At 72.4% G+C, this 14,724-nt stretch carries 15 protein-coding genes; 12 read left to right on the top strand and 3 right to left on the bottom strand.

The annotated features are described in order from the left end of the window. Positions 1-17 precede the first annotated feature (17 nt). On the top strand, positions 18-287 hold the full coding sequence (locus P0Y31_RS17030; protein ID WP_275804296.1) for a F0F1 ATP synthase subunit epsilon: 270 nt from the start codon (positions 18-20) through the stop codon (positions 285-287). Between the two features lie 14 nt (positions 288-301). Then, positions 302-727, top strand: coding sequence for a DUF2550 family protein (locus P0Y31_RS17025; protein ID WP_275871568.1), 426 nt, complete (start codon positions 302-304; stop codon positions 725-727). Between the two features lie 15 nt (positions 728-742). Here the strand turns inward: P0Y31_RS17025 and P0Y31_RS17020 are convergent, their stop codons facing one another. Beyond that, complete coding sequence (locus P0Y31_RS17020; protein ID WP_275871566.1) at positions 743-1,390, bottom strand: cob(I)yrinic acid a,c-diamide adenosyltransferase; 648 nt, start codon at positions 1,388-1,390, stop codon at positions 743-745. A gap of 78 nt (positions 1,391-1,468) precedes the next feature. On the opposite strand from P0Y31_RS17020, the gene murA reads away from it, so the two are divergent. The 3 genes from murA to P0Y31_RS17005 all read left to right on the top strand — a co-directional run bounded on the left by murA (position 1,469) and on the right by P0Y31_RS17005 (position 5,411). Further along, positions 1,469-2,752 (top strand): UDP-N-acetylglucosamine 1-carboxyvinyltransferase, encoded by a 1,284-nt coding sequence (gene murA, locus P0Y31_RS17015; protein WP_275871564.1) that lies wholly within the window; start codon positions 1,469-1,471, stop codon positions 2,750-2,752. Positions 2,753-2,885: 133 nt separating this feature from the next. Then, positions 2,886-3,272: an STAS domain-containing protein gene (locus P0Y31_RS17010; protein WP_275871562.1), complete on the top strand. Its 387-nt coding sequence runs from the start codon at positions 2,886-2,888 to the stop codon at positions 3,270-3,272. A 42-nt stretch (positions 3,273-3,314) separates the two neighbouring features. Then, positions 3,315-5,411 (top strand): protein meaA, encoded by a 2,097-nt coding sequence (locus P0Y31_RS17005; protein WP_275871560.1) that lies wholly within the window; start codon positions 3,315-3,317, stop codon positions 5,409-5,411. 75 nt (positions 5,412-5,486) lie between these two features. On the opposite strand, the gene P0Y31_RS17000 is transcribed toward P0Y31_RS17005, so the two are convergent. Together P0Y31_RS17000 and P0Y31_RS16995 are read right to left on the bottom strand one after the other, a co-directional pair. Then, positions 5,487-6,722, bottom strand: a complete 1,236-nt coding sequence (locus P0Y31_RS17000; RefSeq protein WP_275871558.1) for an amidohydrolase family protein — start codon at positions 6,720-6,722, stop codon at positions 5,487-5,489. Continuing rightward, positions 6,719-7,627, bottom strand: a complete 909-nt coding sequence (locus P0Y31_RS16995) for an SIS domain-containing protein (protein ID WP_275871555.1) — start codon at positions 7,625-7,627, stop codon at positions 6,719-6,721. The genes P0Y31_RS17000 and P0Y31_RS16995 overlap by 4 nt, the downstream gene beginning before the upstream one ends. Positions 7,628-7,863: 236 nt before the next feature. Here P0Y31_RS16995 and P0Y31_RS16990 point away from each other — a divergent pair, with 236 nt between their 5' ends. Genes P0Y31_RS16990 through P0Y31_RS16960 form a run of 7 tightly spaced genes read left to right on the top strand, consistent with a single transcriptional unit; the run spans position 7,864 to position 14,660 of the window. After that, positions 7,864-9,135: an extracellular solute-binding protein gene (locus tag P0Y31_RS16990; protein ID WP_275871553.1), complete on the top strand. Its 1,272-nt coding sequence runs from the start codon at positions 7,864-7,866 to the stop codon at positions 9,133-9,135. Positions 9,136-9,137: 2 nt separating this feature from the next. Next, positions 9,138-10,151, top strand: coding sequence for a sugar ABC transporter permease (locus P0Y31_RS16985; protein WP_275871551.1), 1,014 nt, complete (start codon positions 9,138-9,140; stop codon positions 10,149-10,151). Continuing rightward, positions 10,148-11,047: a carbohydrate ABC transporter permease gene (locus P0Y31_RS16980; protein ID WP_275871548.1), complete on the top strand. Its 900-nt coding sequence runs from the start codon at positions 10,148-10,150 to the stop codon at positions 11,045-11,047. Before P0Y31_RS16985 ends, P0Y31_RS16980 begins: the two co-directional genes overlap by 4 nt. Beyond that, positions 11,044-11,892 (top strand): DeoR/GlpR family DNA-binding transcription regulator, encoded by an 849-nt coding sequence (locus P0Y31_RS16975; protein WP_275871546.1) that lies wholly within the window; start codon positions 11,044-11,046, stop codon positions 11,890-11,892. The genes P0Y31_RS16980 and P0Y31_RS16975 overlap by 4 nt, the downstream gene beginning before the upstream one ends. Continuing rightward, entirely contained in the window at positions 11,889-12,845 is a 957-nt protein-coding gene (locus P0Y31_RS16970) for an ROK family protein (RefSeq protein WP_275871544.1), read from the top strand. Before P0Y31_RS16975 ends, P0Y31_RS16970 begins: the two co-directional genes overlap by 4 nt. Continuing rightward, positions 12,830-13,846, top strand: a complete 1,017-nt coding sequence (locus tag P0Y31_RS16965; RefSeq protein WP_275871543.1) for a 1-phosphofructokinase family hexose kinase — start codon at positions 12,830-12,832, stop codon at positions 13,844-13,846. Before P0Y31_RS16970 ends, P0Y31_RS16965 begins: the two co-directional genes overlap by 16 nt. After that, complete coding sequence (locus P0Y31_RS16960; RefSeq protein ID WP_275871542.1) at positions 13,827-14,660, top strand: class II fructose-bisphosphate aldolase; 834 nt, start codon at positions 13,827-13,829, stop codon at positions 14,658-14,660. The genes P0Y31_RS16965 and P0Y31_RS16960 overlap by 20 nt, the downstream gene beginning before the upstream one ends. Positions 14,661-14,724 lie beyond the last annotated feature (64 nt).

The following is a 14,724-nucleotide window of genomic DNA, read 5'->3' as shown; positions in this document are numbered from 1 at the left end:
CCACTGGAGGACCCACCGTGAGCCAGCTGCAGGTTGAACTCGTCGCCGCCGACCGCAAGGTCTGGGAAGGCGAGGCCGACATGGTCATCGCCCGCACCGTCGACGGCGACCTCGGCGTCCTGCCGGGTCACACCCCGCTGCTCGGGGTCCTCGTCGAGGGCGAGGTGCAGATCCAGACCTCCGGCACCACGCACACGGCGACCATCGACAGCGGCTTCCTGTCCGTCGACCGCGACCACGTCATCATCGTCGCGGAGGCGGTAGACGCCTCCAAGATCAGCGCCTAGCCGCGAGCGCGAGCATGTCGCCTCTCGTCACCGCCGAGATCGTGGCAGGCGTGCTCGTGCTCCTGGCGGTCAGCGTCCTGGCGTTCATCTTCATCCGCCGCCGGATGCTGGCCGCCGGCCGTCCGCTGATGGTCGCCGCAGTGCGGCACACCGGCCACGGCTACCGTCTCGGCCTGCTGCGCTTCGGCGGCACACGGCTGCAGTGGTTCACCCTGGTCGGGCCGTCCATGCGCCCGCAGCGCGAGTGGGAGCGCGTGCGCCTCGAGCTCGAGGCGCCGGGGTCGCCGCACGAGGTGATCGCGGGCATGCCGGACGCCGTGGAGGTCACCTGCCACTACGGTTCGGACACCTTCCAGCTGGCGCTGGCGCCCACCCATTACACCGCGGTGCGGTCCTGGCTGGAGAGCGCGCCGCCGGGGTTCAACGTCAACGTCGCGTAGCTGCCGCCCAGCAGCTCAGTCCTCCGCAGCAGCGGCGGACTTCTTCTTCTCCGGCGCCGCGGTTCGGCCGCCGCCGGGCTGCCACAGCACGTCGCCGCCGATCGGCAGGTTGGCCACTCGCGCGAGCACGAACAGCAGGTCGGAGAGCCGGTTGAGGTACTTCGCGGTCAGCACGTTCACGCCGCCCTGGCCCTTGGCGCTGCCCGGCTTCTGACCGTATGCCGCGATGGCGGCCCACGCCTGCCGCTCGGCCCGGCGGGCCACGGTGGTGGCGACGTGGAGGTACGCGGCCCCCGGGGTGCCGCCGGGCAGGATGAACGAGCGCAGCTTCTCGAGCTCGCCGAGGTAGCGGTCGCAGTCGGCCTCGAGCTCGTCGACCCACTCCTGCTGCACCCGCAGGGGCGGGTACTCGTAGGTCTCCTGCAGGGGCGTGCACAGGTCGGCCCCGACATCGAAGAGGTCGTTCTGGATGCGCAGCAGCGTGGCCCGGACGTCCTCGCGCAGGTCACCCGCGGCGAGCGCGACGCCGATGGCGGCGTTGGCCTCGTTGGCGTCGGCGTAGGCCTGCAGCCGCACGTCGGTCTTGCTCGTCCGGCTCATGTCGCCGAGGTGGGTCATGCCGTCGTCGCCGGTGCGGGTGTAGATGCGGGTGAGGTTGACCATGGCGACAGCCTCTCAGATGGCCGGAGCGGGGCGACCCGCAGGACCGCGGTGGTGTTCGGGCGTCGCTAGGCTGCACGGATGGCTGAGAGGTTCAGGGTCGTCGGAGGTGCCGCGCTGCGCGGCGAGGTCAGGGTCGCCGGCGCGAAGAACAGCGCCCTGAAGCTGATGGCCGTCGCGCTGCTGGCGCGGGGCCGCACCAGGCTCACGAACGTGCCCGCGATCCTCGACGTGACGATCATGGCCGAGCTGCTGCGCCGGCTGGGCTGCACCGTCGACTACGACCCCGCGGCGGGGGTTGCCGACATCGACGTGCCCGACGACATCGGCCACCGCGCCGACTACGACCTGGTGCGCGCGCTGCGGGCGTCCACCGCCGTGCTGGGGCCGCTGGTCGCCCGTTGCGGCGCCGCCGACGTCGCCATCCCCGGGGGCGACGCGATCGGCTCGCGGGGCCTGGACCTGCATGCCGCGGGACTCGAGGCGCTCGGCGCGAAGGTGCACGTCACCCACGGCTTCCTCGTCGCCGAGGCCCCGTCGGGGCTGCACGGAGCCGAGATCCGGCTCGACTTCCCCAGCGTGGGCGCCACCGAGAACGTGCTCACCGCAGCGGTGCTCGCCCGGGGTCGCACCCGGCTGGAGAACGCCGCCCGCGAGCCGGAGATCATCGACATCGCGGCGCTGCTGAACGAGATGGGTGCCCGCATCACCGGTGCGGGCACGGGCGTCATCGAGATCGAGGGCGTCGACCGGCTCGAGCCGGTGGAGCACGCGGTGGTGCCCGACCGGATCGCCGCCGGCACCTGGGCCTTCGCCGCTGCGGCCACCCGGGGCGACGTCGAGGTGGTCGGCGGCGTCGCCGAGCACCTCACCGCGGCCCTGTCGCTGGTGGAGGAGAGCGGTGCGACGGTGACCCGCACGGAGCGGGGGTTCCGGGTCGACTCCGGCGGGCGCCGGCCGCGGGCCTTCGACGTGGCCACCCTGCCGTACCCGGGTTTCCCCACCGACCTGCAGCCCTTCGCCATCGCCTGCAACGCGGTCGCGGAGGGCTCGGCGATGATCACCGAGAACCTGTTCGAGGCGCGCTTCCGCACCGTTCAGGAGCTGAGCCGCCTCGGCGCGGAGACCCGCATCGACGGACACCACGTCATGGTCCACGGCGTGGAACGGCTGTCGGGGGCGCCGGTGGAGGCCAGCGACATCCGGGCCGGGGCCGCCCTCGTCATCGCCGGCCTGGTGGCCGAGGGTGTGACGACGGTCAGCGGCGCCTCGCACATCGACCGCGGCTACGCGCACTTCGCCGAGGACCTTCGCGGTCTCGGCGCCGACGTGACGCGCGAGCCCGACGAGGAGTTCGTCTTCTGACCGGCGTCGCCGCCCGCGTCGACCCCCTCCGCGTCACCGTGGCTTTACCAGATCTTGATCTGTTCCGGGACAACCGAGACTGCCTCCGGATGCGTCTGTGTGAGTGAATAGCGCCACGAACTAGGGGGTTCGCATGACGGTGCGCAGTGTGGGGACGCTTCCCTTCGTGGTTCGCGAGCACGCGTTGGGGCAGGAGGTCGCGATCGGCGGCCGGATCTGTGTCCACTCCGTCCCGGACGTGCGGCTGCTGCTCCACGACGTCATCGACACCGGCACCGGCGACGTCCTCCTCCACCTCGGCGAGGCCGAGATCGGCGATGCCACCGGTCTCGGGGTGCTCGTCGAGGCCTTCAACCGGGCCCGCCGCGCCGGCCGCCGCCTCGCGGTCATCGACATGACGGCCCGCACCGAGCGCCTGTTGCGTGCGTCACGCCTCGACCGGGCGCTCGTCCGGCGCCCCGCAGGAACGGGATCCGCCGCCACCCCCGGCGGGGGCACTGTGGCGCCTCTCACCGCCTGAAGCACTCCCTGCCCCGCCGCGCCCGCGGGTACCTTCCCCGGTATGGCCGACTCCGCGAACGCCCCGACCCCCGCTGCCCAGGCGTCCCGTCGGGAGCGTGACCGCCCGTGGGTGATGCGCACGTATGCCGGCCACACCAGTGCCGCCGCGAGCAACGCCCTCTACCGCCGCAACCTCGCCAAGGGTCAGACCGGCCTCTCGGTCGCCTTCGACCTGCCGACCCAGACGGGGTACGACCCCGACCACCCCCTCGCGCGCGGCGAGGTCGGCAAGGTCGGCGTGCCCATCTCCCACATCGGTGACATGCGCGCGCTGTTCGACCAGATCCCGCTCGCGCAGATGAACACCTCGATGACGATCAACGCCACGGCCATGTGGCTGCTCGCGCTCTACCAGGTCGCCGCCGAGGAGCAGGCGGCCGCGGCGGGCGAGGACCCGGCGGCCGCGGTGCACGCCCTCGCCGGCACCACGCAGAACGACATCATCAAGGAGTACCTCTCCCGCGGGACCTACGTCTTCCCGCCGGGGCCGTCGCTGCGGCTGATCACCGACATGGTCGCCTACACGGTGGCGGAGATCCCGAAGTGGAACCCGACCAACATCTGCAGCTACCACCTGCAGGAGGCCGGGGCCACGCCCGTGCAGGAGATCGCCTACGCGATGAGCACCGCGATCGCCGTGCTCGACGCGGTGCGCGACTCCGGGCAGGTGCCGCCCGAGCGGTTCGGCGAGGTCGTCGGCCGGATCTCCTTCTTCGTCAACGCCGGCGTGCGCTTCGTCGAGGAGATGTGCAAGATGCGCGCGTTCGTGCAGCTGTGGGACGAGCTGACGCGCGAGCGGTACGGCGTGCAGGACCCCAGGCAGCGGCGCTTCAGGTACGGCGTTCAGGTGAACTCGCTCGGCCTGACCGAGGCGCAGCCGGAGAACAACGTGCAGCGCATCGTGCTCGAGATGCTGGCCGTCACGCTGAGCAAGGACGCCCGCGCCCGTGCGGTGCAGCTGCCTGCCTGGAACGAGGCCCTCGGCCTGCCCCGCCCGTGGGACCAGCAGTGGTCGCTGCGGATGCAGCAGGTGCTCGCCTACGAGTCCGACCTGCTCGAGTACGACGACCTGTTCGCCGGCTCGAAGGTCGTCGAGGACAAGGTGGCCGAGCTGGTCGAGGGCGCCCGCGCCGAGATCGACCGCGTGCAGGAGATGGGCGGGGCCGTCGCCGCGGTCGAGAGCGGGTACATGAAGGCGGCGCTGGTGGCCTCGCACGCGTTGCGCCGCCAGCGGATCGAGGCCGGCGAGGACGTCGTCGTCGGGGTCAACCGGTTCGAGACCACCGAGCCCAACCCGCTGACCGCCGACCTCGACACCGCCATCCAGACGATCGACCACGACGTCGAGGACAAGGCCGCTGCCGCCGTGCGCCGCTGGCGCGAGGAGCGCGACGCCGACGAGGCCGGGCGGGCCCGGGTCGAGGCGGCGCTGGGTCGGCTGCGCTCCGAGGCCCGGACCGAGGCCAACCTCATGGCAGCCACCCTCGAGTGCGCCCGGGCCGGCGTGACCACGGGGGAGTGGGCCGGGGCCCTGCGCGAGGTCTTCGGCGAGTACCGCGCGCCCACCGGCGTCTCCGGCTCGGTCGGCGTCTCGGGCGAGGCCGACTCCGCCCTGGCCGGGGTGCGCGAGCGGGTGCGGGCCACGAGCGAGGAGCTGGGGGAGCGCCTGCGCATCCTCGTCGCCAAGCCGGGGCTCGACGGGCACAGCAACGGCGCCGAGCAGGTCGCCGTGCGCGCCCGCGACGCCGGCTTCGAGGTGGTCTACCAGGGCATCCGTCTGACGCCGGAGCAGGTCGTCGCCGCGGCAGTCGCCGAGGATGTGCACCTCGTGGGCATCTCGATCCTGTCGGGCTCGCACATGGAGCTCGTGCCCGAGATCCTGCGCGGCCTGCGTGAGGCCGGCGCCGGCGACGTGCCGGTCATCGTCGGCGGGATCATCCCCGACTCCGACGCCAAGGCGCTGCAGGGGCAGGGGGTCGCTGCCGTCTTCACGCCCAAGGACTTCGGCCTGACCCAGATCATGGGCGAGATGGTCGAGGAGATCCGCCGTTCGAGGGGCCTGACCGCCTCCGCCGACGCGGCGCCCGTCCCCGCCTGACCCGACCCACGGTTCGGGGTGTTGCCGAGCGCAGTAGGGCTCGGCAATACCCCGAACGGGCGGGGGTGGCGGGCGTCAGAGCCAGGCGCCGCGGCGCAGGACGCGGCGGGCCTGGAGGGCGTCGTCGACCACGAGCACGTCGGCGTGGTTGCCCTCGGCCAGCGTGCCGACACCCGGCAGGGCCAGCGCCCGGGCGGGGGTCGTCGCGGCCGCTCGCACGGCGTCGACCAGCGGCACGTCGAGCTCGGTGACGCACCAGCGCACCTGGTCGAGCAGGCACGAGACGCCGCCGGCGAGGCTACCCGTCTCGGCCAGCCGCACGTCGCGGCCCTGCACCCGCACGTGCAGGCCACCGAGCGTGTAGTCGCCCTCGGGCAGGCCGGCCGCGGCCATGCAGTCGCTGACGAGCGCGACCTGGTCGGCGCCCACGGTGTCGAAGAGCATCTGCACCGTGCCGCCGTCAAGGTGCACCCCGTCGGCGATGACCTCCACCACCGCCTGTCCGCGCCCTGCGGCCGACAGCGCCGCGGCGACCGGCCCGGGCTGGCGCGACAGCAGCGGCGGCATCCCGTTGAAGAGGTGGGTGACGAGGGCCTGCCCGCCGCGCGCCGGGTGGTCGACGAGGGCGGCGAGGGCGGCCCGGGTGGCGCGCACGTCGGCGTCGGTGTGGCCGACCGCCCCGAGGATGCCCAGCCCGGCCATGACCTCGGGCAGCAGGTCGGCACCGGGCAGCTCGGGCGCCCAGGTCATCTGCGCGATGACCCCGGGACCCGCCTCGAGCACCAGGTCGTCGAGCAGCTTGAGGTCGGGGGCGACGAGGGCGGCGGGGTTCTGCGCCCCGCACCGCACGGTGGACAGGAACGGTCCCTCGAGGTGTATGCCGGCGAGCTCGCCGTCGCGGACCAGCGGCGCGCAGGCGCGCACGCCGGAGAGCAGCCGTTCGGCGGTGGCCGAGACGAGCGAGCCGACCACGGTGGTGCTGCCCGCCCGGTGGTGGTGGGCTGCCGCGGTGCGGGCGCTGCCCGTGTCAGTGCCGAACTCCCCGCCGCCGCCACCGTGGCAGTGGAGGTCGACCAGCCCCGGGAGGAGCGTCAGCCCCGCCTCCCACCCCTCCGGGGGCGTGGCACCGGCGTGCACGTGCGGCAGGGAGGCGCGCGGACCGGCATACCGGATCTGCCCGCCCGCGACGACGACGGCGCCGTCGGCCACCACGGCGTTGGGCAGCACCACCCTCCCGGTCAGGAGGGTGGCGGCTTCGGCGGGCTGGGTCTGCGGGCTCTGGGTCTGCGGCCTGTCAGGCGGGGAGGTCACGACAGGATGATGGACCGCGACAGGTGACGGGGCTGGTCAGGGTCTACTCCCGCGCGTGCCGCCTTCAGCAGGCACAGCCGGTGCAGGCGCACGAGGTCGGCGACCGGGTCGATGTCGCGGTGCTCGAAGTGGGCGCCCGTCGCGCGCACGTCGTCGGCCAGGCCCTCGGGCACCTCGCCGAACGCCCAGGTGGCCCGGCCGGCCGTGGCGATGCTGATCGGGCCGTGGCGGTACTCCATGGCCGGGTAGGCCTCGGTCCAGAACTGGGCCGACTCGCGCAGCTTCAGGGCAGCCTCGTTGGCGAGGCCCACGGTCCACCCGCGACCGACGAAGCTGATCTGCTCGGCACCGGCGACGCCGGTCAGGGCGCCGGCCTCGTCCTCGGCCAGCACGGCGCGGGCGTCGGCGACCGCCCCGTCGAGGTCCTCTCCGAGCGTGGCGCGAAGCAGCATCAGGGTGGTGGTGGCGAAGCGGGTCTGCACGACCGACTGCTCGTCGACCTCGGGCAGCATCAGGGCCTCGGTCGCGAGCCGGGGGATGGCGGTGCCCTCGGTGGCGACGACGGCGGTGGTGCGCTGGCCGCGGTCGCGCAGCGCGGTGAGCAGCTCGATGACCTCGGTCGTGGTGCCCGAGCGGGAGATGGCCACGACGTGGTCGTAGCTGCGGCCGGTCGGGAACTCGCTGGCGGCGTGGGCCTCCGTGCGGCCGCCGGCGCTGCCCGCCTGCTCGCGCAGCACGGCATACGCCTGGGCCATGAACCAGGAGGTGCCGCAGCCGACGACGGCCACGGACTGGCCCGGCTGGGGAAGCACCGCACGGGCCTCGTCGACCCGCTTGAGCACCCTGTCCCAGTCGTCGGGCTGGGTGGCGATCTCGGCAGCGAGGTGGCTGTCGTACGTGGTCATCGGCATCCGTCCGGTGAGTGATTACGATCGCTGACATTGTCGAGCAGTCAGAAACGCTCAGTCAAGGCGTTCGGTAACTTTTCCACGGAGACTTGGTTGCCGGTGGGAGAAATGCTTGACGGCGGGGGAGCCAGAGGCCAATCTGTCCCCCGCAGCGCCGCAGTTTCTGACCGAAGCAGCAGCGAACCGACAGCAACCAATCAGCGTCGCTCGACACTGGGGTAGGAGTGCAGACAATGACGTCACGACACATGAGCGCGGTTCGCGTGGCCGCGTTCGCGCTGGCCGGCGGGCTGGCCCTGGCCGCCTGCAGCGGAGGGTCCGGCGCGGGCACCGCGGGCGGTGGCAGCGGCGAGTCGGCCGCGAAGGCCACGAAGATCAAGCTGGTGGCCGCGGAGTACTCCAAGGACCACACCGCCGCCTTCTGGAACCAGTTCGCCGAGAAGTACAAGGCGAAGACCGGCACCGAGCTCGAGGTGCAGGTCGTCAGCTGGGACACGATCGACCAGACCTCGAGCACGATGATCCAGAACAACAACGCCCCCGACATCCTCAACCTCAACGCCTACGCGTCCTACGCCAAGGACGGGCTGCTCTACAACGCCGACGAGGTGCTGCCCGAGGCGGCCAAGAGCGACCTGCTCGACTCCTTCGTCAAGAGCGGCACCTACGACGGCAAGCTCTATGGCTTCCCGGACCTGTCCTCGGCGCGGGCGTTCTTCTACAACAAGGCGATCTTCAAGAAGGCCGGCATCGCGGAGCCGCCGAAGACGTGGGACGAGTTCGAGGCCGCCGCCAAGAAGATCAAGGCGCTCAACGACGGCAGCATCCCCTACGCGCTGCCCCTCGGCCCCGAGGAGTCGCAGGGCGAGTTCTCCATGTGGCTGTTCAACAACAGCGGCGACTGGAAGAAGGACGGCAAGTGGACCATCAACTCGGCTGAGAACGTCGAGGCGCTGACCTTCCTCAAGAAGATCACCGACGAGAAGCTCACCCAGAACAACCCGGGCAAGACCAACCGCGCCGACGCGTTCAACCTCTTCAAGTCGGGCAAGGTCGGCATGGTCGTCGGCTTCTCGCCGCTGGCCGGCCAGCTCGACGAGGAGAAGAAGGTCGACTACGGCGTCGCGCCGATGCCGACCAAGATGAGCGAGCCGCAGACCTTCGGCGTCACCGACTACCTGATGGCGTTCAAGAAGCCCGGCAACCAGGAGGCGGTCAAGGCCTTCTACGAGCTGTACTACCAGAAGGACCAGGTCAACGAGTTCATCAAGGCCGAGGGCTTCCTGCCCGTCACCAAGAGCGGCGTGGAGTTCTTCAGCAGCGACGAGAAGCTCAAGGTCTACCTGGACACGCTTCCCAACGCCCACCTCACGCCCACCGACGACCCGAGCTGGGACAAGCTGAAGCTCGCCGTCCAGCAGAACCTGGGCGCGGCCGTCGGCAGCGGCGGGGACCCGAAGAAGGTCCTCGACGACCTGCAGAAGCAGGCCGAGAGCGGCAGCTGACCGTGCCCGACCAGCAGTCCGACGTGGTGGCCGCGGGGGGTTCTCCCGCGGCCACCACCGCACGGGGCGAGGGCGGGGCAGGGCCGCGGGCGCGTTCGGCACGGGGCGCAACCGGTATGCCGCGTGGCCGGCGCCGGACGGACCGCGCCTCACTCGGCTCGGCCCTGCTGTGGCTCGGGCCCGCCCTGCTGCTCATCGCCGGCGTGGTGGTCTACCCGGCCATCGAGCTCGTGCGGGCGTCCGTGAGCGAGTTCTCCATCACGGGCCTGCGGCTCGGCGACGCGGGGGGCAGCAACTACAGCGCGGTGCTCGACCACCCGATGCTGGGCACCGTGCTGGCCAACTCCGTCGTGTGGGTCGTCGCCGTGGTGGCCCTGACCATGGTGGTCAGCCTCGGCGTCGCGCAGTTCCTGGCCAAGGACTTCTGGGGCCGCAAGGTGGTGCGCTGGGCGATCATCGTGCCCTGGGCGGCCTCGGTGGTCATCACGGCCAAGACCTTCGTGATGATCTATGACTACTACTACGGCACCCTCAACCTCCTCCTGTCGAAGGTCGGCCTCGGGCCCGTCGACTTCCTCGGCAGCGATGCCTGGATCATGCCGTCGATGGTCCTCGTCGGGGTCTTCGTCTCCATCCCGTTCACGGCCTACGTGTTCGTGGCCGGGCTCAACGCCATCCCCACCGAGGTCTACGAGGCGGCCCACGTCGACGGCGCCAGCCCGTTCCAGACCTGGTGGCGGATCACCCTGCCGCTGCTGCGTCCCGCGCTGCTCGTGGCCGCGGTGCTGAACATCATCAACGTCTTCAACTCGTTCCCGATCATCTACACGCTCAACGACCGCAACCCCGGCTTCGCGCACGACACGACGATCACGTTCATGTACAAGCTGGCGTTCAAGAGCGCCGAGAAGGACGTGGGCATGTCGGCCGCCGCGGGTGTCTTCAACGTGCTGCTGATCCTGGCCGTCGTCATGGTCTACCTGAGGTTCACGAGATGGCGGGAGGAGACGGCATGAGCGCGGTCACCCAGACGGGCACCCACGGCGGTGCCGTCGGCGCGGGTGCGGGCGGGGGCACGCGGCATACCGGCTGGAAGCGCCACCGCACCTGGGTGCTCCCGGTCGCGGGCCTGGGGCTGACGTTGGCCTTCCTCGCGCCCTACATCGTGATGCTGCTCAACTCGCTGCGCCCGAGCGGCGACGTCGTGCGCACCCCGCCGACGTTCCTGCCGCGCGAGTGGCAGCTGTCGACCTACTCACAGGTCCTCGCCGACGAGCGGTTCCTCAACTGGCTCAAGACCTCCCTGGTCGTGGCCGTCGCCTCGACGCTCATCGTCATCGCGGTCTCCATCCCGGCCGCCTACTACACCGCGAGGTTCCGCTTCCCCGGCCGGATGGCGTTCCTGCTGCTCGTGCTGGTCACCCAGATGTTCTCGCCCACCGCGCTGGTCGTCGGCATCTACCGCGAGTGGTTCAACTTCAACATGGTCAACACCTACGGCGCGCTGATCCTCACCAACGCGGCGTTCAACCTCGCGTTCGCGGTGTGGATCCTGCACGGCTTCTTCGCCTCCATCCCCAAGGAGGTCGAGGAGGCGGCCCACCTCGACGGCTGCAGCCGGTTCGGCACGCTGCGGCGGGTGATGCTGCCGCTCACGCTGCCGGGGATCGTCACGGCGGTGATCTTCACGTTCATCGCTGCCTGGAACGAGTACGTGGTCGCGCTGACGCTCATGCTAGACGAGAGCAAGAAGCCGCTCACCGTGGGCATCACGTCCTACGTCACGGGTTACGAGCAGCACTGGGACCAGCTCTTCGCGGCTGCGATCATTGCCATCGTGCCCGTGGTCATCCTGTTCGCCCTCATCGAGAAGCACCTCATCGGCGGTCTCACGGCCGGCTCGGTCAAGTGACCGAGGCCGGCGACCTCGCCGCGCAGGGCGACCCGGCGGTGGAGCGCGGCCGGGTGATGGACCGCGGCACCCGCTGGAGCGCCCTGCTCGGGCTGCTCGCCGAGCACGGACGGCTGACCGTCGCCCAGGTCGTCGAGGCGCTGGGCGTCTCGGAGGCCACGGTGCGGCGCGACTTCGGCGAGCTCGCGGCCCAGCAGCTGGTGACGCGCACCCACGGAGGGGTGGTGGCGACGGCAGTGGCCTACGACCTGCCGGCCCGCTACAAGCAGTCCTCCGGCGACACCGCCAAGGACCGGATCGCCGCTGCCGCAGCGGAGCTCGCACTCGAGGGCTCGGTCGTCGGCTTCAACGGCGGCACCACGACGAGCGCCACGGCGCGGCGCCTCGCGGCGCGTGCCGACCTCGCGAGCTCGGCGCAGCGCCCGGCCATCACCGTCGTCACCAACGCGCTCAACATCGCGACCGAGATGGTGCTGCGCCCGTTCATCCGGTGCGTCACGCTCGGCGGGGTCGCCCGGCAGGAGTCGTACGAGCTGTCCGGTCCGCTCGCGTCGATGGTGCTGAACGAGCTGTGGCTCGACACCGTCTTCCTCGGCGTCGACGGCGTCTCGGCCCAGGCCGGGGCGACGTGCCGAAACGAGGGAGAGGCCGGCATCAACGCGCTGATGGTGGAGCGCGCCGACCGGGTCGTGGTGGTGGCCACGGGTGACAAGGTGGGGCGACGGGCCTTCGCCCGGATCTGCCCGACCGCGAGGATCGACGTGCTGGTGACCGACCCGTCCGCCCCGGACGACGACGTCCGGGCGCTCCGTGCGGCCGGGGTCACCGTCGAGCGGGTCTCGTGAGCGTCGAGGAGCCCGCCCCGGTCGACATCGCTGGCGCGGACGTCGTCGCCGCCGTGGACGTCGGCGGCACACGCATCAAGTCGGCCCTGGTCGACCGCAGCGGGACCGAGCTGGTCTCCGCCACGGCCCCGACGCCGCGCGACCTCGGCCACCCGGGAGCGCTGGTGGTCGCGGTGACCGGCACCGTGGCCGCCCTGCGCGCGCAGGCGACCGAGAAGGGCCTCGCGGCGCGGCTCGGCGGCTGTGGCGTGGTGGTGCCCGGCCTCGTCGACGACGCCCGTGGTGTGGCGGTGTTCTCGGCCAACCTGGGCTGGCGCGACCTCGACGTCGTGTCGCCCCTGGAGTCGGCGCTCGGCATCCCTGTGGCCCTCGGCCACGACGTGCGGGCCGGCCTGGTGGCGGAGGCGAGGTGGGGAGCGGCGCGTGGCGCCGACCACGCCATGTTCGTGCCGCTCGGCACGGGCATCGCCGGTGCGCTCATGGTCGACGGGCGCGTGCTGCACGCCGGTGGGTATGCCGGCGAGCTGGGCCACGTGGTCGTCGAGCCCGGGGGGCCGGTGTGCGGCTGCGGCGCCCATGGCTGCCTGGAGGCGGTCAGCTCTGCCTCGGCCATCGAGCGGGCGTACGCCCACCGCCTCGGGCTGGCCGAGCAGGTCACCGCCAAGGAGATCGGCGCCCTTGTGGCGCAGGGGGATCCGGACGCCGTGGCGGTCTGGGGCCATGCTGTCGGTGCCCTGGCCCGCGCCGTGGTCATGGCGGTGACCCTCACGGGGGTCGACCTCGTGCTCGTCGGTGGCGGGCTGGCGCAGAGCGGCGACCTCCTGCTCGAGCCGCTGCGCCGCGACGTGGCCGGCGCCCTGACCTTCCAGCGCCCGCCGGCCATCGCCCGGGCGGCGCTCGGCGACCGGGCCGGGTGCCTCGGCGCCGCCTGCCTCGCGTGGGACCTGACGTGATCGTCACGGTCACCCTCAACGCGGCCCTCGACGTCACCTACACGGTCGCGCGCCTGGAGCTGCACCGCAGCCACCGGGTCACCTCGGTGACCGAGGTGGCCGGCGGAAAGGGCGTGAACGTCGCCTCCGTGCTGGCGGGCCGGGGAGTGCCGGTCATCGCCACCGGGCTGCTGGGCGGCGGGACCGGCGAGCGGGTCCGGGCCGACCTCGACGCCCGCGGCCTCGCCCACCGCTTCTCGCCGTGCGCGGGGGAGTCGCGCCGGGCCGTGACGGTCGTCTCGGAGGCCGACGGCGACGCCACCGTGCTCAACGAGCCCGGACCCACCGTCACCGACGAGGAGTGGCAGGCCTTCCTCGCCGACCTGCGCGCGCTGCTCACCGAGGTGCGTCCCGCCGTGGTTGTCGCCTCGGGAAGCCTGCCCCGCGGCATACCCACCGACGCGTATGCCGCGGTGGTGCGCGCCGCCCACGAGGTCGGCGCGCTCGCCGTCTTGGACTCCTCGGCGCAGGCGCTCCGGGCCGCCCTGCCGGCGAATCCGGACCTGGTCAAGCCCAACCGCGACGAGCTCGCCGAGGTCACCGGGACGGGGGACCCGGTCGCCGGCGCGCGGGCGCTGGTCGAGAGGGGAGCGCGCGAGGTCGTGGTGTCCGCCGGCCCCGACGGCCTGGTCGACGTCACGGCAACCGGCGAGGTGGTGCGCGCCGGGCTGGAGCAGCCGTTGGCGGGCAACCCCACCGGTGCCGGCGACGCCGCCGTGGCGGCCCTGGCCGCCGGGCTCGCGAGTGGTCGAGGGGCGCGGGACGTCCTGGCCGACGCCGTCGCCTGGTCGGCCGCCGCAGTGCTCCACCCCCTGGCCGGGAGGGTCCGGCCCGACGACGTCGACCGCCTGCGCCCGCTCGTGCGGCTGCAGCAGGACCCCACCGAGCCGTCACCAGGCCAGTGGTCACCAGTTCAGCCGTCACCACCCCAGGAGGGTCGCCGTGCTCACCCCGCTCCATGACGTCCTGCGCGAGGCCCGGGCCGAGGGCCGGGGGGTGGCGGCCTTCAACGTCATCCACCTCGAGCACGCCGAGGCGCTGACCCGCGCGGCTGAGCAGGTGGGCCTGCCCGTGGTGCTGCAGGTCAGCGAGAACACCGTGGCCTTCCACGGTTCGCTCGCCCCGGTCACGGCCGCCACGAGGGTGCTCGCCGAGCGCGCGACCGTGCCCGTGGTGCTGCACCTCGACCACGCGGTGAGCGAGCTGCTGGTCGACGAGGCGCTCGGCCTGGGCTTCACGTCGGTGATGTTCGACGGCTCGAAGCTCGACGACGCGCAGAACCGCGCGGTGACGCGAGCCGTCGTCGAGCGCTGCCACGCCCGGGGCGTCAGCGTCGAGGCCGAGCTCGGGGAGATCGGCGGCAAGGACGGCGTGCACGCGCCCGGGGTGCGCACCCGCCCCGAGGAGGCGGCCGCCTTCGCCCGGGACACGGGGGTCGACGCGCTCGCGGTGGCCGTGGGCAGCTCGCACGCGATGACCGAGCGCACCGCCGAGCTCGATCTCGATCTCATCGCCGCCGTCCGGGGCCAGGTCGACGTCCCGCTCGTGCTGCACGGGTCGTCAGGGGTGCCCGACGACGGCCTCGCAGCCGCGGTGCGGGCCGGCATGACCAAGGTCAACATCGCCACGCACCTGAACGCCGTCTTCACCGCGACCGTGCGCGCCCGGCTCGACGCCGACTCGAGGCTGGTCGACACCCGGAAGTACCTCGGCCCGGCGCGCGACGCCGTGCAGGCCGAGGCCGCCCGCCTGCTCGAGCTCGTCGCGCTGCGTTGACCCAACAGGCGTGCTGACCCCTCCCGGTTCGAAGTATTCCCGCCCCCACATTCGGGGCAGTAAT

Origin of the sequence: Knoellia sp. 3-2P3, from assembly GCF_029223115.1 — a bacterium.
Lineage (GTDB): Bacteria > Actinomycetota > Actinomycetes > Actinomycetales > Dermatophilaceae > Pedococcus_A.
The sequence above is the reverse complement of the archived record's forward strand: the minus strand, read 5'-3'. Positions and strand labels throughout refer to the sequence as shown.

Bases quoted from the DNA above. Each gene is read 5' to 3' on its own strand.
- P0Y31_RS17025 (WP_275871568.1), top strand. From the start codon at position 302: ATGTCGCCTCTCGTCACCGCCGAGATCGTGGCAGGCGTGCTCGTGCTC.
- P0Y31_RS17020 (WP_275871566.1), bottom strand. From the start codon at position 1,390: ATGGTCAACCTCACCCGCATCTACACCCGCACCGGCGACGACGGCATG.
- murA (WP_275871564.1), top strand. From the start codon at position 1,469: ATGGCTGAGAGGTTCAGGGTCGTCGGAGGTGCCGCGCTGCGCGGCGAG.
- P0Y31_RS17010 (WP_275871562.1), top strand. From the start codon at position 2,886: ATGACGGTGCGCAGTGTGGGGACGCTTCCCTTCGTGGTTCGCGAGCAC.
- P0Y31_RS17005 (WP_275871560.1), top strand. From the start codon at position 3,315: ATGGCCGACTCCGCGAACGCCCCGACCCCCGCTGCCCAGGCGTCCCGT.
- P0Y31_RS16995 (WP_275871555.1), bottom strand. From the start codon at position 7,627: ATGACCACGTACGACAGCCACCTCGCTGCCGAGATCGCCACCCAGCCC.
- P0Y31_RS16990 (WP_275871553.1), top strand. From the start codon at position 7,864: ATGACGTCACGACACATGAGCGCGGTTCGCGTGGCCGCGTTCGCGCTG.
- P0Y31_RS16980 (WP_275871548.1), top strand. From the start codon at position 10,148: ATGAGCGCGGTCACCCAGACGGGCACCCACGGCGGTGCCGTCGGCGCG.